Consider the following 23,885-nt stretch of genomic DNA (forward strand, 5'->3'; position numbering starts at 1 on the left):
TCAGTTATAATAGAAATATGTGAAACGTATTGGTTCTGGCCTAGTTTACCTGCGCCGCCCAACAGCCAGAACGACTCCTGCCAGGAGAGCAATAACAGGAATCACCGGGCTTACCGGTGACTTCTTTGACTGGTTCAGCATCCTTGTTGCATACTCTTTGTTTGTACGTGCCAGCGTATTATCAGGGGCCAGAGCAAGTGCCTGCTCTGATGCGTTCAGTTCCTCTTCGAATTCTCCAAGAGAACCATGGGCTGTCCCCTTGATGATCCATGCCTCTGTAAGCTTCGGATCTGCTTCAAGGGCTTTTGTCGCATACGAGAGGGCCTCGCGTCCTGCTCCGGTCTGCTGTTTGAATGAAGCCATGGTTGCCAGGACACTTGCATCCTGTGGTTCGAGTAGCATTGCCTTATCAAGGGCTTCACGTGCTCCAGTCATATTCCCGAGATTCATGAGTACACTTGCACGGGTGACAAGTGCCAGCGTAAAATTTGGCTGAATCGAGAGTGCCTGTGCGGTGAGGTTCTCTGCCTGGGTGTAGTTTCCCGCCGTTGCCTCATCAACAGCCAAATTGTAGAGCTGGACAGCTCCGATATTGTCATGGCGAATCCCTACAGCAGTTACTGGAGAGCAGGCACTCACGGCAAGGGCTGTGAGAAGAATGAACAGGATAAGAGATGAGAATCTGAACATAGAGAATAGTTGATCAGGATCTGATATCCAGATATCCCGGAAGTGAGGGGAAGACAGGGTGCCTACCCTTCCAGTGGAATTGTCGTGAGCTTGACGGTCTCGACACCTTTTTGTGCCATCAGGCGTTCTGCCACCTCTTTGACCTCTTTCGCATCTCCCCTCACAAGCAGGACCTCGACACAACGGCTGTGCGAGACATGAGAGTGAAGCGATGCCTGTATCAGACCCATGTAATCATGCTGAATATCGGTTATCGAGGCGATAAGTCCACGCTGATGATGATCATATACGATGGTAATAACTCCCTGGCGTGGACCGGTGATGTCAGCCATCCACTTGTAATACCTGATATAGGATCTGATAGCATCCCTGATCCCTTCTGATCTGGATGAATAGCCCCTGGTTTTCAGGATCTGATCAAAGCTGTTGAGAAGATTTGATGGAAGAGAAACTCCGATACGTGAGAGATCGTTCTCCTGGAGTTCTTCGACTTCATGATCAGATAGTAAGTCAGGCATAAGAGTACTATTTGAGTCATTTCGTATAATTTTTTCTTATTCAGTATGCAGATTCATGACCTGGGTGATGCAGGAGATCCATACCTGTTGAAAAAAAATGGTTCAGAGAAGCCGCAGCAGCGACGAAAGTACCCGGACCACCTGATCCCGCCATGCAGCAGAACACTCCATGGTGGTACCGATGGTTATCAGGCCGCATTCAGCGTGTTACGAAGGATCTTCATTCGGGTTTTTCCAGAAGAGCCGTGAGCACGGCACGTACATACTTCTTTCCCCTGACTGGAAACGGCCATTCTTCCCGGTTTATTGTGTGGACGATGAATCGCCCAAGGTGACTGATCTCCTCCGGGGTAAAGTACCTGGTAATGATCCCGTCACCCCTGATATAAGTCGATGCCTCAACCTCCTCCCCCTTTCCTTCCCGCATATCACCTGATGCAAAGACGGTGAGTGCCAGCATCCCACAGGGTTTGAGAACCCTGAAGACTTCCTCAATCAGCAGGGGCTGAAGCAAGGAGGAGAGATGACCGAGAATGTGGTGGGCATACACAAGATCAACCGATGAACTTCGAAGCGGAATATAGCACGCATCTCCGAGCAGCAGATGAACACCGGCGAGCTGTGGATCGCTTCTACAGATACAAAGAGCAGCAGGTGAGAAGTCAAGTCCGATGAAGAAGGCATCTCTGTTCCCGCGGACACGAAGGTTCTTGCCATCACCGACACCGAGTTCGAGGATTGTACCACAGGATGAGGTATGGGAGAACTCTGTCGGGGCGTTTCCCCATTGCCTGCCTTTCTCACTGTACCGCCGATCCCATGCAGATCTTTGTGAGAATTGCGAGAGGCCAGGAGAAGAGGAGGGTGAATTAGGTGGTGAAAATGAAGAGGACAAGGATGGAGTTACCAGGGAGGGAGAGGCAGGAGGAAGGGGTTCAGGAGAGACCCGGTCTTTCATGATTATGACTCGTCAGAACCGGTAAAGCCCCTGCAACTGCAGGAGCCGATGGTGAGTACGCAAATACCTGCGAGGAGGGCGACCAAAGCCGCTGCAACGGATACCGAAAAGAGACCGGCAAGATACCCACCGATGGCAGGAATGAATGTCATGCCTGCGTAGCTCGCGGTGGTGTACAGTCCCATCGCAACCCCCTGCTTCTCCTCTGCTATTGCAAGGTACCTGATCTGCGAGATCATCACCAGGCCGGCCACAAATCCCATGATAAAGATCGATGACGGGTATTGGATGAAGATGAGCACCAGAATTGCCATGAGGATCGCAGATACCCTGATCAGCAGCACCGGTTCAATTTTGAACCATGGAGCAGCGAACGACGAGATGATCGTCGCCAGGTTCATCACCGCTAGGGCAGTTCCAACTTCTGCTGCCGCAAGGCCTGACAGATTTGGATAGAGGGCCTGGACAAACCCGGTTATTCCGAGCAGCACAATGACCGAGAACCATAACGGGGCCTGCCTGCGGATCATCGCAGAGACTTCACTGAGGAGCGGTCTCCATCCCTTCTGTGACTCGGACTGTGCACCCTGCTGTGATTGAGAAAGAGATCCTGCCGGATCCGCCCTGCCAAGGCCGAGGCAGAGCAACAGGGTTATGATCGGCAGCACCGATAGGATCGTAAAGAACCTGATTCCTGCGGTGAGATCACCAAGCATCCCGGTGATCCAGCCCCCTCCGACCAGCCCGAGCAGGAGACCTAGATTGAGCAGAGCCATGAAGATGCCTGAAAGTCGGGCATGTCCCTGCTGGTAGTTTATCCAGGAGAGGGATGCAGAGACAAACAACCCGGCCCCGATCCCTTCAATGAGCCTGATGAGCAGGATCAGTTCCGGGTCGGTGACGAATGCAAGGAAGGTTCCGGATATAACGGTCAGGATCATACCTGCAGAGATGACCCTGAACTGGCCGATACGGTCGCTGAGGATACCACCGGGAAGGGTGGTGATCATCGCACCAAAGAAGTAGGCAGAATAGATGAACGCCTGGATCTGCAGGGCTCCATCAAGACTAGGCAGGATCGGTATGATCGCGTTTGACAGTGCCATCAGGGAGGCAATGCCAAAAAAGATGCTGAATAAAAAGAGATTTGATCGGCTCATCTGATCACTCTGATCAGACCAGGCGATAGGTTTCCAGGTTCATCGGTGCCATGGTCTGTATATGGTACTTCTTGTAGATCGAGCTTGCAAGGTCGAGGGTCTTGCTCTCTTCCCCGTGAATGGTGAAGATCTTCTCTGGTTTCGGTTGCATATGGGAGACAAAGTTCATCAGCTGCCTGCGGTCAGAATGACCTGAGAACCCGTCGACGGTGAAGCATTCGAGGTTGATGACCAGAGTTTCACGATTGCCAACAGGGATCTCACGCCAGCCTTTCTGGATACGCCGTCCAAGTGTCCCGTCTGCCTGGTATCCGACAAAGACGAGGGCACTCCGTTCGTCAGCACCAAGGTTGCGCAGGTACTCCATGACCGGACCGCCGTTGAGCATACCGCTAGTGGTGATGATCACACAGGGATCGCCGGTGATGACCTTCTCCCTCTTATCAGGTGAATCAACCTGTTCAAAGCACTCTGAAAGGAACGGGTTGAGTCCTTCTTTGAAGATCAAATTCCGAAGGTCTGAGTTCAGATACTCGGGATAGGTTGTGTGGATGGCGGTCGCTTCCTTGATCATACCGTCCAGATAGACCTTCATCTTCGGGAGTTTCTCAAGTCTGAGTCCCTCCTCAATAGCAAGCATGACCTCCTGAGAACGACCGACCGAGAAGGCAGGGATGATGACCTTACCGCCACGCCCGATCACGTCGCGGAGAATGTTGTAGAGTTTTTCCTCAGCCTCTGCACGGGGAGGCTGCATGTCGCCTGCACCACCGTAAGTTGACTCCATAAGCAGGGCCTCAAGCCTCGGGAAGTGGTTGGTTGCAGCGTTGAAGAGCCTGCTCTTACCATAGTGGAGATCGCCGGTGAATGCGACATTGTAGAGACCATCTCCAATATGGAAGTGAGCTATTGCAGAGCCGAGAATATGTCCTGCATTGTGGAAAGTGAGTTTGATATCAGGGGCAATGTCAGTCACACAGCCGTAGTTGATGACGATCGAGTGCTTGATGTACTCCTTGACCTCGTTTGAGGAGTAAGGGATGGTGTTACCTTCCTTGTTCATCACCTCAAGGTAATCGAGCTGGAGCATTGCCGCGAGATCACGGGTCGGCGGAGTCGAGTAGACAGGCCCGGTATATCCGTACTTGTAGAGCAGAGGGATGTATGCACAGTGATCAAGGTGGGCATGGGTAAGCACGACCGCGTCCAGCTGGGTGAGCGGGTGGATCTCTGGGACATAGAGATATGGCGTTGAGGTCGAATTCCCGGGATTCTCACCACAATCGATGAGGATACGGCTTTCAGGAGTTGTGAGAAGAAAAGCAGCACGGCCAACCTCACGGCAGCAGCCGAGGGTCGTGACCCTGATCCACTGGTCCTTGGCGGTGACATCACGGTGGATACGCCGCCCGATTCTGCGGAGCAGTTCTTTACGCTCCTGGTGGGCTGCACGGAGGTACTGCCTGACCTGCTTGACGGTAGATGACTCGATCGGCGGTGTCCGCACAACCTTGGGAGTCCACCCGATCTCCTTGGTGATATCCCTGAGCGTTGCCCCGTTCTTGCCGATGACAACACCAGGCTTTTCGGCCTCGATGAGTACCTCGCCGGAATCCTGTTCAAAAAATATGTCAGTGATACCTGCGTTCTCCCCGACGACCTCTTTGATCGCGGTGACTGCCCGCTCAGGATCCTCCAGGATCGTCGGACGAACCACGATGCGTTTGCGAAGTTCCCTAGCCAGGATCTTGATCAGATCGTCCTGGTCAGCAAAACTCTTGGGATCATCTGTATAGATGACCAGTTCAGGCCCTTCAAACTCTACCGATGCAACTGTGATACCTTTTGGTACCTTTCGCTTGATCTTCTCGTGCAGTTCCTTGAGTCGTTCCTCGATTAACATTACAACCGTCCTAAAAAAGCAGTAAAAAATTGAAAATGGATATTTAATTTGGTATTAACTGGGTAACTTCAGTATCAGATAATTCACGATACGCTTCTTTCGTGATGACCACAACAGCCATACTCTCTCCTGAACCTGCATCACGCTTGATTGCAGACCGCAGTGCACGGACCGCCAGTTCGGATGCTTCCTTCTCGGTCATGGCAGGTTTGAATCTATCTTCTAGTACTCCGTATGCCATTGGAGATCCCGAACCAGTGGCAACGATCTTGTCTTCGCGTGAAGAGCCACCAACGGCATCAACAGAGAAGAGGACCGGACCGGTTTCATCAACGCCACCAATCAGAAGTTGCACATAGTATGGATAATACCGGTTGCCATGCAGGATGTTTGAGAGGAGCGTTGATACAGCACTGACAGACATGGCTTTGCCACGGCGAATCTCGTAAAGGTTTGCCTCTACCGTCATCAGTTTGGCAAGTTGCTGGGCATCACCGACACCACCGGCAGTGGTAAGACCGATCCGAGAGCCAATCTGGTAGATCTTTTTAGCTGTTTTATTTGAGATCAAAAAACCCATCGTTGCCCGCCTTTCGCTGGCGAGCACTATCCCGTCTTCAAATACAATGCCGACGGTGGTTGTTCCTTTCATTGTTTCATTCTGTTCTGCCATAGCAAACACCAGGAATAATATAAACGCAGTGCAGAAGGATTGCAGGGTGCAAAAATGCCTATGCTAAGAGCATCCTGCAATAATTTAAAGATTGTTATTGGTATTTCTCATCAAGAAGGACCTTAATGAGATCCCGATCAAAGAGAACGCTCTTGAGCCGGTTGTCCCCGTTCACGACAGGGAGCTGGTCAACACGGGCCCGTTTCATCTTGAGGGCACACTCGCTGACCTCAGCATTTGGCGGGACCATTACCACACTTGTAACCATCGCTGACTTGACCGGACGGCTTGGGAGCTGAACACGGGAGATACCATAACTGACATGGTGAACATCTCTGATGCTCTCCCATGTCCATTCATCATCATCAGTCCCGGTAGTGGAGAGATCAGAGGTCTCAACAGAGTCCTCGATCATTGCACACCTGATAAGGTCACGCTCTGATATGATCCCCTGCAGTTTGCTCTCCTTATTCAGGATAGGGATGGCTTCAAACCCGGATATCTCCATGATTCTGCCAACCAGCGGCAGAGGAGTCTCTTCCCAGAGTGCAAAGGTATGGCTTGTCAGGCGATCCTTGATCTCTTCTTCGATCTTCATCCTGGCGATTGCAAGCACCAGATCGGCAACACTGATAAGACCGATCAGTTCTCCAGCCGAATCCACGACAGGAAGACGGCGGATGTTGTGTTCGGTCATCATCCTTGCAGCCACAAAGATGGTTGCCTCGGCCTGGATGGTGAGTGGACTTGGGGTCATCAGCAGGGCGAGCTGGTTCTCTTCAGGTTTATGGAGGAGATCTTTTCTGGTTATGATCCCGACCAGTCTTCCTTCCTTGAGAACCGGGACTCCGCTGATGCCTGTACGTTTTAAAATTTTGAGAACATCGTCACGGTTTCCTGGAATTTCCACAGTGACGACGTCGGTCGTCATGTAGTCAGATACCAGTTGAGCCGTGGCTATGATCTCACCACCAGGACAGAGACAACACTGTGCTCTACCACAAATGAACTCACACTGCCAAGCAGAAGACGGTCAACATTACTCTTCCCATGTGAACCCATCACGATCAGATCTGCATTCAGCTTCTGGGCTGTGGAAATGATCGTGTCGCCTGCGTGACCCTGTTCAAAGTGGGTCTCCACCTCGATATTCTTCTTCTTCGCAATCTCTTTGACCCGGTCAAGGGCTCCGGATCCCTCCTGCTCAAGCAGGCTGTACATCACTTCAAGCTTGCTGTCCACCGGGATATCGGTGAACAGGCCGGTCTCCACGACGTAAACCGCATGCAGGTTTCCTTTCCAGGCGTGTGCCTGCTCTACGGCAGCTTCGAACGCCTGTTCACTAACCGCAGATCCGTCAATTGCAACGAGAATCGTCTTATACATGTGGTCCCCCTCCTAAAGGCTGTTCAATTAATTTCGATTCTATATAAAAAACCCTTGCGCAGATCCGGTCAACAGGAGACCGTTTTACCACACTGGCAACAGGATCATGGGAGAATTGCAGATTGGAATCTGAAATATCCAAAATATTGAAATTTGCAGGATTTCCTTCCCGGATTGAGTGATTTACTCCCGCTGCTTCAAGACCGGCTGTGGCAGAGCCAAGGAGCTCTGCAGGGGGGATCCTGTAGACCGTATGAGCAAACGAAATCTCCTGCATAATGTCTGGTTGGACAAACATGGCATTATCCGTCCCGATAAGGACACGAACTCCCTGCTCTAGCATCTCGCGGACCGGCGGGTGATCTGCCGAACATGTAACACCAAGGAGAAAGTTGGACCGCGGACAGATTACTACAGGTATTCCTGCATCGGCAATCGCCCTGATCTGGTGAGGTGCCGCATGGGTTCCATGAATGAGGAGATCGGGTTCACATGCCAGGGCAGCATCAATATCGCTGCTGTCCTTCTCACCGGCATGGAAGGCAACCAGTCTTCCATCCCGTTTCATCCTGCTGACAACTTCAGCATATGAACTGATGTCACGGGCACTACTTATGCCGGCACCGTCGCTTACTGCCTCGCCACCTTCCCGTCCCAGGATGACAGGCCGGCATGGAAGGTCTCTGCATGCATTCTGCAGGATAGACACCCCCGCAGCCCCACCCTCCCTGAAGTCTGCAAATCCTGCAGTACCGCCCTGGATCATTGACGTGACCGAACTTCTCATCGCGATGGTCAGGAGCTCTGGTGAACTCTCTGCAAGGATCCGGTGCTTAAGCCCATGGGGTGGGGTGACAAGGGACTCAAGATCCCCGGTGCAGGTGATGTCCATGGCGACCGTGTCGGCAAGATGTGTATGTGCATTAAAGAATGCCGGACAGATCCACCGGCTAGGTACATTCGACTCATCCTCTATCTTCGCGATAATACCATCTCTGACCACGATGGTTACCGGAGAGGGAATAAGCGGGTCACCAAGAAATGCCATCCCGCTGTAAGATCTCTCATCCATGAATGCAGACTCCTGAACCTGCTTTTAAATAATCAGCAGTTGAATGATACATATGGCAAAGAAATCGGGTGGAAGACTTATATCTTCTGCCGGTCTCGTCAATTATTACGACAGTGAAGACCGGCGGGCAGTCCACATCAGCCCCTACATAGTCCTCGGTGCAGCAGTTGGTATTGCGGTTATCATCTTCGCTGCTAACCTGATCAAATTCTAACATCCTTCTTTTTGGAGCGATCGTCTGATGATGTCCTCTTGTTTTGTGAAGTAGATATCATCATGGCCTGTCCATGTAGGGCAGCCCCTGAACAGTACTACCGGAACTCCATTGTTACTCTCGCCCATCACGAAGTTGGAGAAACCGGCTATCTCGTCGATCACCGCTTCTTCTGTTATCTCAAGGACCTTTCCGAAGAGATCGGTGTCACCCCTGAAGTCTCTGATTGCAGGCATCCCACTCCATCCGATAGCATGACCCGTTTGGCCACGCCTGAATGCACGCCCGCATGTATCGGTCAAGATAACCCTGCACGATGCTCCTGATATTTCTTGAATCCGGTCTGCAAGTTGTGAAGCTTCTGCCATCGGATCAGGAGGGAGGTAGACTGCATAGCCATGGTCAACATTGCTTGCATCAACACCCGATCTGACACCCACATGCCCGCAGGGAAGAGCGGTCAGGGTAAACGGTGTCTCGATCACAACATCTGCGGCCTGGTCAAGTACAACCTGCAGAAACCTGGGATCCTCGCCGGTTACCGATGCGATGGAGCATGCCTGTTCACCAGGAGTGACCTCGTCCAAAAGTCGTGAGTACCCGTTTGCCTTCGAGACGATCGTGGTGGCAATGCAGAGTATATCGCCATCTTGCAGTGTGACAGCGTTGCAGATAAGTGCTGCAATATCGTCCCCTTTTTGTATTAGGGGGAGCCCGCGAAGGCCGGTTACCGAAATTGAAGATTCCATAGATTACGCCTGTTCATAAGGGGTGCAGCAGTGATCTCATATATCAATTTGGTTCCCACCCTTCACAACAAACAAGGTATTCCCGAAACGCCATCAGGGGGTATCCGGAAGATTCATCTGGAGTCGCAGATCTAAGGTTCAGACCATGTATCTGGTTATCCGGTGCGGAGGATGCTCACACATGATGACAGCGCCAGATTACCGGCACCATATGCTCTGTCCGGTGTGTGGTGTGACAACCACCATTGCCGATACCAGGGTTTATGTTACATGCCGCGAACGGGCGGTAGCAGAGAATATCGCTGAACAACTGGCACAGATATTTGCAAGACGGCATGGAAAGGATCTCAACGAAGAGGAACTTCTGATGCTGCGCCAGCGGTTTGCAGCATGGGAGAGGCAGTCAGGCTGGTCATAGACCTGCTACAGCGTGTGAATATGGAGAGCAGAGCTGAAGAGCCGGAGATAACAGGAGAGGATCTCCTTACATACTACAATGCCCTGCTCACCTCGTTTGGTAACCGGGGCTGGTGGCCTGCTGACGGGTGGTTTGAGACGATCGTCGGTGCCATTCTTACCCAGAACGTCTCGTGGACCGGGGCTTCGCAGGCGGTACAGGCCCTGAAAGACGCAGGACTTCTTGACCCAAACCAGATCCTGACAACCTCCAAGGAAATTATCGCACCGCTGATCAGATCCTCACGATATTACAATCAGAAAGCAGAACGTCTGCAGGTATTTGCCAGATTCTTCGTTGTCCAGTATAACAGCGACAGGACCCTGATGGACAGGCATGATACCGGAACTATACGCAGTCTCTTGCTTGATCTCAAAGGGTTCGGACCTGAGACTGTCGACTCCATCCTTCTGTATGCATGTGAAAAGCCAATCTTCGTTGTTGATGCATACACGAAAAGGATCGGTTCCAGGATCGGATGGTTTGCTGCAGATGCTTCATACCAGCAGATGCAGGAGTTCTTCACTACAAGGCTGAAGCCCGACACTGCTCTCTTCAACGATTTTCACGCCCAGATCGTGTACCTGGGAAACGTAGTCTGCAAGACCAGGCCATTGTGCAGTTCCTGCCCGCTGATGAAGATAGATGATCGGCTCCGGTGTAGATACAACGCACCAGACAATCCTAAAACCAGGAAGACTGGGAACATTCAAAGCAGAAACATATGCAGGAGTAGTCATGGGGCATGATGTCACCTCTGCTATCGATGAGGCACTGAACCGGACAAGAACCCTGCTCTGGCCTCCCAGGACAGGAGTCTGGATACGCCTTGTAATCATAGCCCTCTTTCTCGGTGGGGTTGTTGTCAACCCACTCAGAACAGACACGACACTTGCCGGCGTTCCAGTCGGCATGCCCGGGCCGGAGGCGATCACTGAATACGCAAATCTGATGATGACACTCGCTGCCGGACTGTTTGTGGCAGGAGTTATCTATGTGGTGATCAGTTCTCTCCTCCAGTTCATCTTTGTGGACTGCCTCTCCACGAACACCATCCTGCTCACGAGGACACTCAATATCAGATGGGGAAAGGGGATCAGGCTTGTCGGGTTTTACATCTTCCTCCTTCTGATAATTCTCATCTCCATGATTATCCTAACTCTCATGATCCTTGTTCCCGGGATGCAGACCGGGCGTTTTGATCTTACCAGGTTCATGATCCTGATCATCGAGACCCTGCTCGCGTTGCTTATAGTGCTCATCCCGGTCTGGATCATGGCGATCCTGACCGCTGACTTCGTTGTTCCGGTGATGATCGTTGATGACTGCGGGATTTTTGCAGGTTGGAAGAGGATGATCGGACTATTCTCAGGGAGATGGATGGATGCAGGAATATACACAGGTCTGAAGATCCTGCTCATTTTTATCTCAGGGATGATTCTTGGAGTCATTATCTTTTTGATCAGCATCCCGCTCGGACTTCTGGGTGCAGTAGCATCAGTTGGGTCCGGCCTTACACCCATGCAGAATCCTATAGGAATAATCACACTCGGAGCCGGAACCGGGGCAATGATCCTCATCTCACTCTTCCTTCTTGTCCCGTTGATAACCTTCTTTAGATATTACTCGTTGGTAGTGCTCCGTGACCTTGACCCCGCCTATGACCTTCTTCCCTGAACCATGATCAGGTCTCTCTGATTGAGGCGCCTGACTTGGCTATCACCACAAAATCTTCATACGGTGCCTGCCAACGTGTGATCAGCGACCTGTGTCTCAAGGTCTTGTGTGATATCATGGATACCCGTTCAATACTCATCTCCCTCCTGATCCTCGGCATCGCTGGTGCTGTAGTGATTGGTGGTTCATCTGCTGACGGAAATACCTCGACCCAGGGCCAGAATGTTTCCCTGAATCTCTCTTTGAATACGACCAATACAACAGCAGATAGAATTGTGAATCTGAGTTCCCCTTTCTCTGACGAACTCCTGAACCAGACCGGGGGGTTCAATCAGACAGATGAAACAGCAGGTGCAGAATCTGCAGACGAAGAAAGTGCAGCAGTTGATAACCAGGGAATGTACAGCGGAACCGGACACCCGAATGAGGATACAGATGTCCAGAGTTCGACACCCTCGGGTGATCCATTGCTCAATGAGTATGCTCTTGGTGGTGTCAGCATCGACATCGGGGCACACCTGATGGAGGCACGGGGCAATGACTCAAACGTATCATCAGAGATAACACTCAAGGACCATACCAGTGCGAACGGATACATCAGGACTATTCAGAAAGATTTCCATTACGAGAGCAAGGTCGATACTCCCCAAGATCTCTGATCTCAATATTTTATTATCACAAGAATTATCACCAATAGCCCTCTTATATCCTGATAATGAATCGGGATGAGTCTCTTTTAGCCGAAGGAAAGAGCCTTGACAGTGATAGTATCCTGATGGACCCTTCCTGCTACATCAACCGGGAGTTATCCTGGCTCCAGTTCAACCGGCATGTGCTTGACGAGGCAAAGGATCCGGCTCATCCCCTGCTTGAACGAGTCAAGTTCCTTGCCATATTCTCAAACAACCTGGACGAGTTCTTTATGATCAGGGTTTCAGGTCTGCACCGTCAGCTTGATGAAGGTGTGCTCAAATCCCCTCCAGACGGGCTCACTCCTGCACGGCTCCTTGACAAGATCTACGAGGACCTCTTCCCGCTGCTTGAAGAGCAGGTAGCCATCTGGCATGACGAGATCATTCCTGCTCTCCGGGATCAGGGGGTCATCATCCACACCTACGAGACACTTGATGAGAGGCAGAAGAGATCACTCAGGACATACTTCATAAAGGAGATATTCCCGGTTCTCACCCCCCTGGCTTTTGACAAATCGCACCCCTTCCCGTTTATCTCAAACCTGGCACTCAATCTTGCTATCATTGTCAGAGAGCGTGGGGGTGAAGAGGACCTCTTTGCCAGGATCAAGATCCCAAACAAACTCTTCCCCCGCCTGCTGAAGATCCCTGACGATGAGAGCGGACCAAAAACGCCGGGAGGCATTGAACTCGTATTCCTTGAGGATGTGATATCTGCAAACCTTGACCTCCTCTTCCCCGGTCTTGAGGTCAGGGCTGCATACCCGTTCAGGGTTACCCGCGATGCTGACATCGAGATAGAAGAGGATGAAGCTGACGATCTCCTGACCGCTGTTGAGGAGTCAGTCGGGAGACGGTGGGTCGGCATCCCTTCACGGATCGAGGTCTCATCCTGGATGGACCAGGCGGTCTGTGGGATGATGGGTGAGAAACTGGTCAAACACCCACATATGTTCTACCGGATTGCAGGTCCCATCGGGATGGCTGACCTCATGTGTATGCTTGATCTTGACCGGCCTGATCTCAAGGATCCCCCGTTTGTTCCGAGTATCCCGAAGATCCTGGAGAATGAGAAGGCCATCTTCAGCACGATCAAATCCCGTGATGTGATGCTCTTCCATCCCTACGAGAGTTTTCAGCCCGTGATAAACTTCCTCAACCAGGCTGCAAAGGATCCTGATGTACTTGCTATCAAGATGACCCTGTACAGAACAGGAACCCGTTCTCCGATCGTCAGAGCACTTCTCGATGCAAGAGAGATGGGGAAGGCTGTATCGGTGGTTGTAGAACTTAAGGCACGATTTGACGAGGAGAACAACATCGGTTGGGCCAAAGCACTTGAGCACGCCGGAGTCCATGTCGTATTCGGGATCATGGGGCTTAAAGTCCACTCCAAACTCTGTCTGGTTGTGCGGAGGGAGCGTGACGGGATCGTCAGGTACGTCCATATGAGTTCTGGCAACTACAACGCATCCACTGCCAGGATTTACACCGATATCGGGCTCTTCACGGCAAACCCGGAGATCGCATCTGATGTGTCGAACCTCTTCAACTCCCTGACCGGATACTCGAGATACATGGCATACAACCACCTGCTGGTATCGCCAAAATACATCAGGCGGGGCATCATCTCGCTCATCGAACGGGAGATCAAACGGCAGCGTGAGTACAAGGATGGCCATATCATCCTGAAACTCAATGCCATTCAGGATGAAGAGATGATTCAGGCCCTCTACCGTGCATCCATTGCAGGGGTTAAGGTAGAACTACAGGTCAGGGGGATCTGCTGCCTGAGGCCTGGAATAAAAGGGTTATCTGAAAATATTTCAGTAAGCACCATCGTAGGACGGTTCCTTGAGCACTCGCGAATCTATTACTTCCACAATGGCGGAGACGAGATTCTGCTGATGGGCAGCTCTGACCTGATGCCCAGGAACCTGAACCGCAGGGTCGAGGTGCTGTATCCAATCCTTGACCCGGGTATCAAGCAGGAGATCATAACAGAGATCCTCCCGATCCACATGCGTGACACAGCCAAGGCACGTATTCTTGGTTCGGACGGAATATACCATCCAAGGAAACCGGCAAACGGTGACGAGCCGGTCAATGCACAGGAGTGGTTCCTCAAGCATCGCGGATTCTGGAACCAGCAGATTGCTGATGAGCCTGAAGATATGAGTATCGGACGTAATGGCATCTGATCATATAATCCGGACCGAAAGTACGGGGAAGAATCACAGTCAGGTTCAGAATACCAGGATGAGAGATTCATGGTAACCGTACTTGGAATAGATCCAGGATATGCAACCATGGGATACGGGATCATCTCTGATGATCGGCAGACTCCTGGTGCTGATGAATGGGGCTGTGTGAAGACGAGTAAATCAGACGGCGATTCGCCGATACGGCTTGGACTCATCTACAAGGGTGTTGTTGATCTGATCGAACGGTTCAGCCCGGAGAGCATGGCAATAGAGCGTCTCTTTTTTGCCAGGAATACAACCAGTGCTCTCCAGGTGAGTGAGGCACGGGGAGTTATCATCCTAGCTGCAGTGCATCATGACATCCCGGTGACCGAGTATACACCAAACCAGGTGAAGGTCGCGATAACCGGGTCAGGGTCTGCTGACAAGAGACAGATGCAGGAGATGATCACACGGTTGCTCAGACTTCCCGAGATCCCAAGACCCGATGATGCTGCCGATGGCCTCTCACTTGCACTCTGCCATATCAACTGCTCGCGGGGACGACGATGATAGCACGGCTCAGGGGTCAGGTCGTCGATGCCGGTGATGATTATGTGATCATCGAGGCTGCAGGGGTGGGTTACCGGGTCAGGGTTCCCGAACCATCGGCTGCAGCACTCAAGGGATCAAAAGAGGCGGTGATTCATACTGAGATGGTGGTCAGACAGGATGCAATCCTGCTGTATGGATTTCAGACCGCAGCAGAACTGAAGGTCTTCAGGATGCTGACATCAGTCTCACGGGTCGGACCCCAGCTTGCAACCGCGATCCTTTCACGATTGAGACCGGACCAGGTTGCAGGTGCTGTACTTGCAGGTGACTCACGCCTGCTTGCCACAGTGCCCGGTGTCGGGAAGACAGGAGCAGAGCGGATCGTGCTTGAGCTCAAAAAGAAGGCAGCCGCCCTTGCAGCAGATATCGGAACTCCGGGATCTGAAGGAGGAGGCACCGCCTCTGCTGATGCTGTTCTTGGGCTGATGGCACTCGGATACGGACAGGGGGAGGCAGCTGCCACCGTCGGAAAGGTCGAGTCATCAGCACACGACGGATCCGCTGCAGGGATCGTCAGAGAAGCCCTCAGGATCCTGAAGGAGAAGGGAGAGAAGAATGAGTGAGCAGGTTCTTAAGCCAGCTATTCTGGACGAGGACAAGGAGGAGAAGACGGTCCGCCCGTCGCTTCTCGAAGAGTTCATCGGGCAGAAACAGGTAAAGGAAAATCTGGCAATCGCCATCGAGTCTGCAAAGCTTCGTGGGCAGCCACTCGATCATGTTCTCTTTTCAGGTCCTCCGGGGCTTGGCAAGACCACCCTTGCCCATATCATTGCACGGGAGATGGGTTCTGCCATTGAGGCCACGACCGGCCCGGTGATAGAGCGACCGGGCGACCTGGCTGCAATGCTTACGCCCCTGAAACAGAGGGATCTCCTCTTCATCGACGAGATCCATCGGCTCAGCCCGATCGTCGAAGAGATCCTCTATCCCGCGATGGAGGATTATGCGATCGATGTCATGATCGGGGAAGGGCCATCTGCCCGCTCAATACGGCTGCCGCTTGAACGATTCACACTTGTCGGAGCAACCACCAGGATCGGCCTGCTCAGTTCGCCATTTAGAGATCGGTTTGGTCTCATCTTCAGGCTGGATCTCTATGATCCTGTAGATCTCGCAACGATCGTGACCCGGAGTGCCTCTATCCTGAAGATCCCGATAACACCGGAAGGAGCTGACGAGATAGCAAGGCGAAGCCGCGGAACCCCAAGGATAGCAAACCGCCTTCTCAGAAGGGTCTATGACTATGCCATCGTGAGGGGAGACGGGTCGGTCGATGATCAGATCGCAGATCTGGCACTCACCTCACTTGGTATCGATCGGCTCGGGCTTGACGAACTCGATCGCAGGATCCTCCAGGTTATTGCACGGGACTTCCAGGGCGGACCGGTGGGACTGAAGACGATTGCCATCTCGGTTGGCGAAGAGACCAGAACAATAGAGGATGTGTATGAGCCGTTTCTGATCAGGATCGGATTTCTCAAGCGTACACCCCAGGGGAGGGAGACCACACCGGCCGCAATCAATCACCTGACCGGATCAGAACTCCCAGGCACCACAAACTCATCACTCAACGATTTCATCAGGTGAGGACCTCAGGCAGGTCTCCAGCGATCATGCTGCACGTGACCAGAAGGCTTACTGGTCTTCATATCGTACCAGTACCGGACTGGAAGCCGATGATCACGATGAAATCTCTCCATCTCATAAGTTCTTTCCTTCTGCTCCTGTTCCTTGTCGGGTTCAGCATGGCAGAATCCCCGATAATTAATAACTCGACGATCCTGAACAGTTCAGCAGGTGCTGTCCATGCAGATCTGCTGAACACTGCAGACCTTGCCATCATAGCCAGCATCACCCCACGGGAGGCAGAGATGGGATCTCCGTTCTCAGCCGCAATCGGTGTGGTGAACCCGGGGCCCGCTGCAGCCGACCAGGTCAGGATTGACTATTACCTGGTACCGAATGCCACTGGTGCCATTCCAATATGGATACATCAGAAGACCGCCGAAGAGATTCCTGCCTTTTACAACGACAGGGTCCCATTCACCGTGGATCTTCCTGGTGGAATCACGCCTGGAGAGTACAATCTCATGGCAACCATCTCGACTGTCACAGTTGATCGGAACCTGAGCAATAACGAGTACATCTCGGCTGCTCCTGTCGAGGTGAAACGTGCGGTAGAACCGTCACAGTCAGATCTGCCCGATCTCCACGTCTCACTTGACAGTGTATCAGCCACTGAGATAACACCGGACTACCCGCTCACTATCAACTACACAGTCTCCAACATCGGAAAAGGGAGTGCAGGAACCTTCCGTCTTGGTTTTTACCTCTCCAAAGATCCTGAAGTGGACCCGTCTGATCAGAAACTCTGGGATGTCATCTTCTACCAGGCATACCCGGGAATGTCAGAACCTGGATCAAGTACAAATCTGATCCCTCACGATATCACACCGGGCGAGTACTATCTCGGTGCGGTCATCGACTTCACCCACATGGTCTTAGAGGCAGATGAAGAGGGGAATACCGCAGTTCTTGGAACACCGATCACGATCACACCGCAGAATCCTCCGGTTACCCAGGCATTTCTCGATCAGGTAGCCGGGTACATCACAGAAAAGACCAATAAATACAGGGAGTACAGGGACCTGTCCGCCCTGAACTATGACCCAAAACTCGCATCAATTGCACAGTCCCACAGCACCGACATGGCAGCCCGCAACTACTTTGCACATGAAACACCGGAGGGAGTGAACCCGACCGGACGGGCACAGGAGGCAAAGTACGAGACCACCAAGAGGCTCTCGGATGGAAGCGTGAGAACCGGTATTGCAGAGAATATCGTAAAGATCGCGAAGGGTAATATCATAGGCAAAGGATACTCAGGATTTGTGGACCCGAGCGATCCGCAACAGGTCGCTGACGTGATGATGATTGAATGGATAAATAGCCCAGAACATAATCAGAACCTGGTCAACACCGGTATCGATCGAATCGGTGTAGGAGTTGCATATGACGGCGAGTTCTTCTATGCAACCCAGAACTTCTATTGAATATCTGTGAAATATCTTTTGATTACCTCTTTTTCCTCTGTTCAGTCTTTCGGGCAGAACAGTCACATCCCACTCTGATAACCGGGCCATAAATTGAAAGGGTTATATGGTTCTATGATGAGCCTATAGCAGACGTGAGATCCAGATCGATCACATATCTACCCATGCAGGGATTAACCCGGCCGGACACCAGGATTACACCGGTATTTCACCTGGCGTCATCCCTGCATTATTATCTGCAGCAGACAGGGGTACTCAATTTTCTGCAGTGCTGCTTCAGGTATCTGATATCATGGCTGAAGATCTCTCCGGCTGGAGATCGTTATCTTCTGCCTTCCTTCTTGCCAGTGACAGGTTTTCCGTACCGATATAATTACACGATCTTACAGATGACAAGGGAGTAATATGAGCAGGAAATGGGTGTACGACTTTACCGAAGGCGATGGTAAGAACAAGAAACTCCTCGGAGGCAAAGGTGCCAACCTCTGTGAGATGACGCAGATAGACCTGAATGTACCTCCGGGTTTTGTTATCACAACCGAGGCGTGCCTGGCCTTTCTCGCTGACCCGGAACGCAAGTTGCCAGAGGGTGTTATGGATCAGGTGCATGCAAACCTGGCAGCAGTTGAGAAGAAGACCGGGCGAACATTTGGCGGGAGAGAAAAACCTCTTCTGGTCTCGGTTAGGTCAGGTTCTGCGATCTCCATGCCTGGTATGATGGACACGATCCTCAACCTTGGTCTCAACAACCAGACCCTGCTCGGGTTGATCAACGGGACCGGCAATGATCGGTTCGGGTATGATGCATACCGCAGATTTATTCAGCTCTTTGGTAAGGTTGCACTCAATGTTCCTGAAGAGAAGTTTGATGCCGAGTTCGAGGCTGTCAAGCAGAAGGCGGGTGTCAGGCATGACGTGGATCTCGCTGCGAGCGATTTAAGCGAGATCTGTGAACGCTTTCTTAAGGTTGTCCAGCTCTGCACCCACAAACCTTTCCCGACAGACCCCTATGAACAGTTGGAAATCGCCATCAAGGCGGTCTTCAACTCCTGGATGGGAAAGCGTGCGGTAGACTACCGGCGGGAGTTCAGGATCACACCCGAGCAGGCAAACGGGACCGCCGTGAACGTGGTCGCGATGGTCTTCGGAAACATGGGCAATGACTCGGCAACAGGTGTCGGGTTTACCCGTGATCCAGGGACCGGCGAGAACGTGATGTTCGGCGAGTACCTGGTAAATGCCCAGGGAGAGGATGTGGTCGCAGGTATCAGAACGCCAAAGCCTGTTGCAGCCATGGCAGAAGAACTGCCAAAACTCTTTAATGAGTTGATGGAACTCCGCCGTAAACTCGAGGCCCACTATAAGGAAGTGCAGGACTTTGAGTACACCATCGAGAAAGGTACCCTCTATTGTCTGCAGACCAGAAACGGAAAGATGAATGCAACCGCACTCGTCCGCACGTCTGTTGAGATGGAGAAGGCAGGTCTTATCGACAAGCGCCAGGCTCTGCTCAGGATCAACCCCGAGATGCTGAACCAGCTCCTCTTCCCCCGCCTGGATCCGAAGAACACGAGCAAACCGGTGGCAAAAGGCCTGCCTGCATCACCCGGTGCTGCAATCGGTATCGCCGTCTTTGATGCAGACCGGGCAGAAAAACTTGGCAGAACCGGGGAGCGAATCATCCTTGTCAGGGAAGAGACCAAGCCTGAAGACATCCATGGTTTCTTTGCATCCCAGGGCATCCTGACCAGCAGAGGAGGAAAGACATCACATGCTGCAGTGGTAGCCCGGGGTATGGGAAAACCCTGTGTGTCGGGTGCTGAAGGAATCACCGTTGATATCCACCTGAAGGTTGCACGGGTCGGGGATACCGAGTTCTGCGAAGGTGACCTCATCACCATCGACGGGACCACCGGTCTTGTGTACCTTGGTGAAGTCCCGATGATAGAGGCTGAGTTCTCGCCCGAACTTGAGACCGTACTCTCATGGGCAGACGAGGCTGCACGGCTTCAGGTCATGGCCAACGCTGACACCCCTGAGGATTCCCAGCGTGCCCTGAAATATGGGGCAATGGGTATCGGGCTTTGCAGGACAGAGCGGATGTTCAATGGTGTTGAGCGGCTTCCGATCATGGTAGAGATGATCATTGCAGAGACCAAGGAAGACCGCACTGCTGCACTTGGAAAACTTCTCCCAATCCAACGGGAGGATTTCAGACAGATCTTCGAGGTGATGGCACCCAGGCCCGTCACCATCAGACTGCTCGATCCGCCGATCCATGAATTCCTGCCAACCGAACGGCAACTCGTCGATGAAATAAAGGAGCTCCGTAACCTTCGCGAGACCATCAAGGGCATGCAGGTCCTTTCAGATGCTGCCAGGTTCATGAACTTCCCAGAATTAAAGTCAAAGGTTCAGGGCTTTGTCGACCCGGAACTTGTCGATGCGGTTGTCGCCAAGAAAGAGACGATGCTGAAGAAGGTCAGGGCCCTGCATGAGGTGAACCCCATGCTCGGACACCGGGGAGTCCGGCTCGGTCTTACCTTCCCTGAGATATACGAGATGCAGATACGAGCTGTGCTTGAGGCTGCAGCCGAGTGCCAGAAGGCTGGTATCGAGGTTCACCCCGAGATCATGGTGCCCCAGGTCTGCACTGCTCAGGAACTCAAGCGGGTCAAAGAGTGGGTGGTCACTATCCAGAAGAGCGTTGAAGAGGCATACGGCCTTACCCTGAAGTTCAAATTCGGTTCGATGCTCGAGGTGGTACGGGCATGCATGCGGGCTGACAACCTTGCAGAAGAGGCAGAATTCTTCTCGTTCGGAACCAACGATCTCACCCAGGCAACCTTCTCATTCTCACGCGAAGATGCCGAGAACAAGTTTCTGCCGATGTACAACATGAGCAACATCCTCCAGGATAACCCGTTCGAGGTCCTTGACGTCAAGGGTGTCGGCAGACTGATGGAACAGGCAGTAAAGTGGGGACGCCAGGTCAGGACAGACATGAAAGTCGGTATCTGTGGTGAGCACGGAGGCCACCCCGCATCGATCATCTTCTGCCACAAAATAGGGCTCTCGTACGTATCCTGTTCAGGACCCAGGGTCCCGATTGCCAGGCTGGCAGCGGCTCATGCAGCACTGCTGGATAAGGCCTGAAACACGGGCAGACAGATCCAGAGGTCCTATCCTTTTTTCCATATCCCCTGTATCGTTCAGTCAGGCATACAGAAAGAGAAAAGCCATATCTATACGAGGCATACTGAGTAGCAGACCTGGTGATGACTAACAATACTATTCAGGCAAAACGGGATCCCGAGTATTTAATCGAGATGTCTGAGTACCTCAATGCGCTTGCCAACCCTACCCGCCTCCAGATCCTTGCTGCACTTGAGGTAAAGCCTCTTGAACTCAAGGAGATCACCACCATCACCAAGACCAGTTATGAGAATATCAGAAAACATCTGGATAAACTGGTACTGGCAGGGCTTGTCAGAAAAGATGCAGGAATGAGCTCTGAAACGATGACCGGTGTCCATCCGGTATGGAAATACTCCCTTGCACCGGGAGGTATGGAAGCGATCATCACCAACCTCTCCATGTTCTCAAAGGTTCCGCTCACGATCACTCATACCGAACTTGCCGATCAACTCAAGACAGTCAGGAGTGAACTTGCCGGCCAGTTCGGACAGAAGTCACCAGGCCTCTACCTCACCACCGGCCCTGAAGAGAAGAATATCTATCCGCTTGAAGGAGAAAAGACTGCAATCGGCAGGATAGATCCGGTTGATCCGGCTTCGTCACAGCAGAGTTCTTCCCGCATCGTCCTTTCAGCAGAATACCGCTCGGTTTCACGGGTGAGCAGACCGCACTGTATCATCTGGCATACAGACAAATGGGAGATCGAAGATTATGGCAGTACTTCAGGGACATTTGTGAACACTGAACCTATCGCCCCAAGGACACGGCATGAGATCCGTGATGGGGATATCATTATTCTTGGAACCGGAAACTTTTCGGCACGGTTTCTCTTCCTAAACGATACAACACAGTAGATCCACGATATTTCGACCTGCATGATAAGAAAAATAATACTGTATCTGTTCCTGCTTCTCCTTTTTGCCGGGGTTACACTAGCATCCGAATATCCTGCGGGAGATATGGGTAACTCGCAGCCGATACTGGATTATCAGGCAGGAATACATGGAGATAAGATCCCGCCACTTGTTATCCTCCGGCCATCTGACCCGTCCGGGTCAAACCAGAGTGAGGGCATACCTGCAGAGATTATTATTGCTCCTCCTAACAAAAACGGATCTGAAGGCCCAAGGTTCTTCATCACTTCCTGGGACGACGAAAAAAACCCTGATATCTCATCACATCAGGCATTCATCATGATCTCACCGCTGATGCAGATGCTCCTTTCTGTGGGGATCTCACTGGTGATACTGGTACTTGTGACCGCTGCAGGTCTTCGGATCGGTGCCTCTTACCAGTATGAATCCTGTATAAAGACACGGAAGTGGATCGGAGTAGGTCAGATACTCTGTTCCCTTCTCATCGCAACGGCAGTCTTGATGATCTTCACGGCGCAATACAGTTCCAGGGCTGATCCATACTTTCTCTCTACCCTGTACGCATTTCTGGGAGTCCAGGTATATCTGGCAATCTCTTCTCTGATCCAGGCAATATCAATATTTAAGAACCGGCCTGTTCCCCCGGTTTACCATATCCACATCCTCTTCGTCTTCATCGCGATCAGTCTCGTCCTGATGTCAAGGGTTCCATTCTTCCCTCCCCTTCCAACAACCATTCTTGCCATCTCGATCTTCTTCCTCCCTGGTGCTGTCCTCTCCCTCATGACAAGCCAGATTATCAGGAGAAATTCCGATATCGGTGTTTTTGATCCAAGCCTGACCCTGACGAGAAATCAGTCGGTCATTCATACCGAGATTACATCGTCTTTTCCTGAAGCACTGCGGATGAGGTATGAGGACGTTAGCATCATCGGTAGCGGCGGGGTTGCTGTTGTATACCGGGCAGTTCGGGTGAGGGACGCAAAGCAAGTGGCACTGAAGATACCATTCTCTCCTGATGAGACCAGCGGGAAGACGTTCCTGAACGAGATGGCAGTCTGGCGTGAACTGCATCATCCCTGCATCGTGGCCATCTACGACCAGAACATCTTCCCAATACCATATGTAGAGATGGAATACATGAGTAGATCACTCCGGGATGTCACGTACCCGGTAGCACCAGAGCGGGCGGTCTCAATCATCGGGGATATCGCCTCTGCTCTCTTGTACGCTCATGGGAAAGGGGTAATTCACCGGGATATTAAACCGGGCAACGTGCTGCTTACCAGTGACGGCAGGGCTAAACTTGCAGACTGGGGGCTTTCACGATCGCTCCACCGTGCAGAGGATACAAAAAACACAAGTTTCTCACTCTTTTATGCAACTCCCGAGCAGCTTGCCCCAGATATGTATGGAAGTGGTGACCAGCGAACCGATATCTATCAGCTCGGGGTTCTCCTCTATGAACTGCTCTGCGGAGAACCTCCCTATGTAAAACCTGGTATCGGTGAGATCTTTATGGCAATCCAGAAGAACCAGTACCGACTCCCCTCTGAGTGCAACGAGTTGTTAACCCGTTTTAATTCTTTGATAAAAAAGGCTCTCAAGGCCGATCCGGCAGAGCGGTTTACTTCTGTTGAGGAGTTTATCGCCTGCCTTGAGAAGACAAAGATAACAAGAAGATAACAACAACTCTGTTGGCTCTCCGGGTTCCTCTCCTCAATATCCAACCTCCAGGTTGAATCACTCAACTGCTGAGATCTGGTTTTTTAATCCATATCTCTCCAGAATGCTCTGCTGCGAGTAAAATGA

Annotated in this window: 24 protein-coding genes; 14 read left to right on the top strand and 10 right to left on the bottom strand. The window is 51.9% G+C overall.

What is annotated here, in order from left to right; genetic code table 11:
• Nucleotides 1-45: 45 nt before the first annotated feature.
• Both ACHZA2_RS01510 and nikR read right to left on the bottom strand, forming a co-directional pair.
• Nucleotides 46-690 (bottom strand): tetratricopeptide repeat protein, encoded by a 645-nt coding sequence (locus tag ACHZA2_RS01510; RefSeq protein WP_319578224.1) that lies wholly within the window; start codon nucleotides 688-690, stop codon nucleotides 46-48.
• 62 nt (nucleotides 691-752) lie between these two features.
• Nucleotides 753-1,208: a nickel-responsive transcriptional regulator NikR gene (gene nikR / locus ACHZA2_RS01515; protein ID WP_319540540.1), complete on the bottom strand. Its 456-nt coding sequence runs from the start codon at nucleotides 1,206-1,208 to the stop codon at nucleotides 753-755.
• A gap of 45 nt (nucleotides 1,209-1,253) precedes the next feature.
• On the opposite strand from nikR, the gene ACHZA2_RS01520 reads away from it, so the two are divergent.
• Nucleotides 1,254-1,457 carry a hypothetical protein gene (locus ACHZA2_RS01520; RefSeq protein ID WP_319578225.1) on the top strand — a complete coding sequence of 68 codons (204 nt, stop codon included), beginning with the start codon at nucleotides 1,254-1,256 and terminating at the stop codon, nucleotides 1,455-1,457.
• Here the strand turns inward: ACHZA2_RS01520 and ACHZA2_RS01525 are convergent.
• From ACHZA2_RS01525 to ACHZA2_RS01555, 7 genes are all read right to left on the bottom strand, one after another.
• Nucleotides 1,429-2,166: a class I SAM-dependent methyltransferase gene (locus ACHZA2_RS01525; protein ID WP_319578226.1), complete on the bottom strand. Its 738-nt coding sequence runs from the start codon at nucleotides 2,164-2,166 to the stop codon at nucleotides 1,429-1,431. The two genes, ACHZA2_RS01520 and ACHZA2_RS01525, sit on opposite strands and share 29 nt — an antisense overlap.
• Before the next feature lie 2 nt (nucleotides 2,167-2,168).
• Nucleotides 2,169-3,326: an MFS transporter gene (locus ACHZA2_RS01530; RefSeq protein WP_319578227.1), complete on the bottom strand. Its 1,158-nt coding sequence runs from the start codon at nucleotides 3,324-3,326 to the stop codon at nucleotides 2,169-2,171.
• A gap of 13 nt (nucleotides 3,327-3,339) precedes the next feature.
• Nucleotides 3,340-5,229, bottom strand: coding sequence for a beta-CASP ribonuclease aCPSF1 (locus ACHZA2_RS01535; RefSeq protein WP_319578228.1), 1,890 nt, complete (start codon nucleotides 5,227-5,229; stop codon nucleotides 3,340-3,342).
• Nucleotides 5,230-5,272: 43 nt separating this feature from the next.
• A complete protein-coding gene (psmB, locus tag ACHZA2_RS01540) occupies nucleotides 5,273-5,902 on the bottom strand; it encodes an archaeal proteasome endopeptidase complex subunit beta (protein WP_319540535.1) in 630 nt (209 codons plus the stop codon).
• Nucleotides 5,903-5,996: 94 nt separating this feature from the next.
• Nucleotides 5,997-6,833: a CBS domain-containing protein gene (locus ACHZA2_RS01545; RefSeq protein WP_319578229.1), complete on the bottom strand. Its 837-nt coding sequence runs from the start codon at nucleotides 6,831-6,833 to the stop codon at nucleotides 5,997-5,999.
• Nucleotides 6,834-6,859: 26 nt separating this feature from the next.
• On the bottom strand, nucleotides 6,860-7,288 hold the full coding sequence (locus ACHZA2_RS01550) for a universal stress protein (protein ID WP_319540533.1): 429 nt from the start codon (nucleotides 7,286-7,288) through the stop codon (nucleotides 6,860-6,862).
• On the bottom strand, nucleotides 7,281-8,360 hold the full coding sequence (locus ACHZA2_RS01555) for an amidohydrolase family protein (protein WP_319578230.1): 1,080 nt from the start codon (nucleotides 8,358-8,360) through the stop codon (nucleotides 7,281-7,283). Before ACHZA2_RS01555 ends, ACHZA2_RS01550 begins: the two co-directional genes overlap by 8 nt.
• Before the next feature lie 52 nt (nucleotides 8,361-8,412).
• On the opposite strand from ACHZA2_RS01555, the gene ACHZA2_RS01560 reads away from it, so the two are divergent.
• On the top strand, nucleotides 8,413-8,574 hold the full coding sequence (locus ACHZA2_RS01560; RefSeq protein WP_319540531.1) for a preprotein translocase subunit Sec61beta: 162 nt from the start codon (nucleotides 8,413-8,415) through the stop codon (nucleotides 8,572-8,574).
• Here ACHZA2_RS01560 and ACHZA2_RS01565 read toward each other — a convergent pair.
• Nucleotides 8,571-9,323 (bottom strand): coenzyme F420-0:L-glutamate ligase, encoded by a 753-nt coding sequence (locus ACHZA2_RS01565; protein WP_319578231.1) that lies wholly within the window; start codon nucleotides 9,321-9,323, stop codon nucleotides 8,571-8,573. The genes ACHZA2_RS01560 and ACHZA2_RS01565 overlap by 4 nt on opposite strands.
• Before the next feature lie 181 nt (nucleotides 9,324-9,504).
• On the opposite strand from ACHZA2_RS01565, the gene ACHZA2_RS01570 reads away from it, so the two are divergent.
• The 12 genes from ACHZA2_RS01570 to ACHZA2_RS01625 all read left to right on the top strand — a co-directional run bounded on the left by ACHZA2_RS01570 (nucleotide 9,505) and on the right by ACHZA2_RS01625 (nucleotide 23,759).
• Complete coding sequence (locus ACHZA2_RS01570) at nucleotides 9,505-9,741, top strand: hypothetical protein (RefSeq protein ID WP_319578232.1); 237 nt, start codon at nucleotides 9,505-9,507, stop codon at nucleotides 9,739-9,741.
• Nucleotides 9,714-10,529: an endonuclease III domain-containing protein gene (locus tag ACHZA2_RS01575; RefSeq protein ID WP_319578233.1), complete on the top strand. Its 816-nt coding sequence runs from the start codon at nucleotides 9,714-9,716 to the stop codon at nucleotides 10,527-10,529. Before ACHZA2_RS01570 ends, ACHZA2_RS01575 begins: the two co-directional genes overlap by 28 nt.
• Nucleotides 10,426-11,457: a hypothetical protein gene (locus ACHZA2_RS01580; RefSeq protein ID WP_319578234.1), complete on the top strand. Its 1,032-nt coding sequence runs from the start codon at nucleotides 10,426-10,428 to the stop codon at nucleotides 11,455-11,457. The genes ACHZA2_RS01575 and ACHZA2_RS01580 overlap by 104 nt, the downstream gene beginning before the upstream one ends.
• A 77-nt stretch (nucleotides 11,458-11,534) precedes the next feature.
• Complete coding sequence (locus tag ACHZA2_RS01585; protein ID WP_394698452.1) at nucleotides 11,535-12,116, top strand: hypothetical protein; 582 nt, start codon at nucleotides 11,535-11,537, stop codon at nucleotides 12,114-12,116.
• 56 nt (nucleotides 12,117-12,172) lie between these two features.
• Entirely contained in the window at nucleotides 12,173-14,350 is a 2,178-nt protein-coding gene (ppk1, locus tag ACHZA2_RS01590) for a polyphosphate kinase 1 (RefSeq protein ID WP_319578236.1), read from the top strand.
• 69 nt (nucleotides 14,351-14,419) lie between these two features.
• Nucleotides 14,420-14,905, top strand: a complete 486-nt coding sequence (gene ruvC, locus ACHZA2_RS01595; RefSeq protein WP_319578237.1) for a crossover junction endodeoxyribonuclease RuvC — start codon at nucleotides 14,420-14,422, stop codon at nucleotides 14,903-14,905.
• Nucleotides 14,902-15,510 carry a Holliday junction branch migration protein RuvA gene (gene ruvA, locus ACHZA2_RS01600; RefSeq protein WP_319578238.1) on the top strand — a complete coding sequence of 203 codons (609 nt, stop codon included), beginning with the start codon at nucleotides 14,902-14,904 and terminating at the stop codon, nucleotides 15,508-15,510. Before ruvC ends, ruvA begins: the two co-directional genes overlap by 4 nt.
• On the top strand, nucleotides 15,503-16,534 hold the full coding sequence (gene ruvB / locus ACHZA2_RS01605; protein ID WP_319578239.1) for a Holliday junction branch migration DNA helicase RuvB: 1,032 nt from the start codon (nucleotides 15,503-15,505) through the stop codon (nucleotides 16,532-16,534). The genes ruvA and ruvB overlap by 8 nt, the downstream gene beginning before the upstream one ends.
• Nucleotides 16,535-16,623: 89 nt before the next feature.
• On the top strand, nucleotides 16,624-18,000 hold the full coding sequence (locus ACHZA2_RS01610) for a CAP domain-containing protein (RefSeq protein ID WP_394698454.1): 1,377 nt from the start codon (nucleotides 16,624-16,626) through the stop codon (nucleotides 17,998-18,000).
• A gap of 405 nt (nucleotides 18,001-18,405) precedes the next feature.
• Nucleotides 18,406-21,156, top strand: coding sequence for a pyruvate, phosphate dikinase (gene ppdK, locus ACHZA2_RS01615; protein ID WP_319578241.1), 2,751 nt, complete (start codon nucleotides 18,406-18,408; stop codon nucleotides 21,154-21,156).
• Between the two features lie 122 nt (nucleotides 21,157-21,278).
• On the top strand, nucleotides 21,279-22,052 hold the full coding sequence (locus ACHZA2_RS01620) for an FHA domain-containing protein (protein WP_319578242.1): 774 nt from the start codon (nucleotides 21,279-21,281) through the stop codon (nucleotides 22,050-22,052).
• 105 nt (nucleotides 22,053-22,157) lie between these two features.
• Nucleotides 22,158-23,759, top strand: coding sequence for a serine/threonine protein kinase (locus ACHZA2_RS01625; RefSeq protein ID WP_394698455.1), 1,602 nt, complete (start codon nucleotides 22,158-22,160; stop codon nucleotides 23,757-23,759).
• The last annotated feature ends 126 nt before the right edge of the window (nucleotides 23,760-23,885 follow it).

Source organism: uncultured Methanospirillum sp. (assembly GCF_963668415.2).
Classification (GTDB): domain Archaea; phylum Halobacteriota; class Methanomicrobia; order Methanomicrobiales; family Methanospirillaceae; genus Methanospirillum.

What these genes read in the sequence shown, in the direction of transcription:
- ACHZA2_RS01510 (WP_319578224.1), bottom strand. Translation starts at nt 690, where the DNA reads ATGTTCAGATTCTCATCTCTTATCCTGTTCATTCTTCTCACAGCCCTT.
- nikR (WP_319540540.1), bottom strand. Translation starts at nt 1,208, where the DNA reads ATGCCTGACTTACTATCTGATCATGAAGTCGAAGAACTCCAGGAGAAC.
- ACHZA2_RS01520 (WP_319578225.1), top strand. Translation starts at nt 1,254, where the DNA reads ATGCAGATTCATGACCTGGGTGATGCAGGAGATCCATACCTGTTGAAA.
- ACHZA2_RS01525 (WP_319578226.1), bottom strand. Translation starts at nt 2,166, where the DNA reads ATGAAAGACCGGGTCTCTCCTGAACCCCTTCCTCCTGCCTCTCCCTCC.
- ACHZA2_RS01530 (WP_319578227.1), bottom strand. Translation starts at nt 3,326, where the DNA reads ATGAGCCGATCAAATCTCTTTTTATTCAGCATCTTTTTTGGCATTGCC.
- ACHZA2_RS01535 (WP_319578228.1), bottom strand. Translation starts at nt 5,229, where the DNA reads ATGTTAATCGAGGAACGACTCAAGGAACTGCACGAGAAGATCAAGCGA.
- psmB (WP_319540535.1), bottom strand. Translation starts at nt 5,902, where the DNA reads ATGGCAGAACAGAATGAAACAATGAAAGGAACAACCACCGTCGGCATT.
- ACHZA2_RS01545 (WP_319578229.1), bottom strand. Translation starts at nt 6,833, where the DNA reads ATGACGACCGACGTCGTCACTGTGGAAATTCCAGGAAACCGTGACGAT.
- ACHZA2_RS01550 (WP_319540533.1), bottom strand. Translation starts at nt 7,288, where the DNA reads ATGTATAAGACGATTCTCGTTGCAATTGACGGATCTGCGGTTAGTGAA.
- ACHZA2_RS01555 (WP_319578230.1), bottom strand. Translation starts at nt 8,360, where the DNA reads ATGGATGAGAGATCTTACAGCGGGATGGCATTTCTTGGTGACCCGCTT.
- ACHZA2_RS01560 (WP_319540531.1), top strand. Translation starts at nt 8,413, where the DNA reads ATGGCAAAGAAATCGGGTGGAAGACTTATATCTTCTGCCGGTCTCGTC.
- ACHZA2_RS01565 (WP_319578231.1), bottom strand. Translation starts at nt 9,323, where the DNA reads ATGGAATCTTCAATTTCGGTAACCGGCCTTCGCGGGCTCCCCCTAATA.
- ACHZA2_RS01570 (WP_319578232.1), top strand. Translation starts at nt 9,505, where the DNA reads ATGATGACAGCGCCAGATTACCGGCACCATATGCTCTGTCCGGTGTGT.
- ACHZA2_RS01575 (WP_319578233.1), top strand. Translation starts at nt 9,714, where the DNA reads ATGGGAGAGGCAGTCAGGCTGGTCATAGACCTGCTACAGCGTGTGAAT.
- ACHZA2_RS01580 (WP_319578234.1), top strand. Translation starts at nt 10,426, where the DNA reads ATGATCGGCTCCGGTGTAGATACAACGCACCAGACAATCCTAAAACCA.
- ppk1 (WP_319578236.1), top strand. Translation starts at nt 12,173, where the DNA reads ATGAATCGGGATGAGTCTCTTTTAGCCGAAGGAAAGAGCCTTGACAGT.
- ruvC (WP_319578237.1), top strand. Translation starts at nt 14,420, where the DNA reads ATGGTAACCGTACTTGGAATAGATCCAGGATATGCAACCATGGGATAC.
- ruvA (WP_319578238.1), top strand. Translation starts at nt 14,902, where the DNA reads ATGATAGCACGGCTCAGGGGTCAGGTCGTCGATGCCGGTGATGATTAT.
- ruvB (WP_319578239.1), top strand. Translation starts at nt 15,503, where the DNA reads ATGAGTGAGCAGGTTCTTAAGCCAGCTATTCTGGACGAGGACAAGGAG.
- ACHZA2_RS01610 (WP_394698454.1), top strand. Translation starts at nt 16,624, where the DNA reads ATGATCACGATGAAATCTCTCCATCTCATAAGTTCTTTCCTTCTGCTC.
- ppdK (WP_319578241.1), top strand. Translation starts at nt 18,406, where the DNA reads ATGAGCAGGAAATGGGTGTACGACTTTACCGAAGGCGATGGTAAGAAC.
- ACHZA2_RS01620 (WP_319578242.1), top strand. Translation starts at nt 21,279, where the DNA reads ATGACTAACAATACTATTCAGGCAAAACGGGATCCCGAGTATTTAATC.
- ACHZA2_RS01625 (WP_394698455.1), top strand. Translation starts at nt 22,158, where the DNA reads ATGGGTAACTCGCAGCCGATACTGGATTATCAGGCAGGAATACATGGA.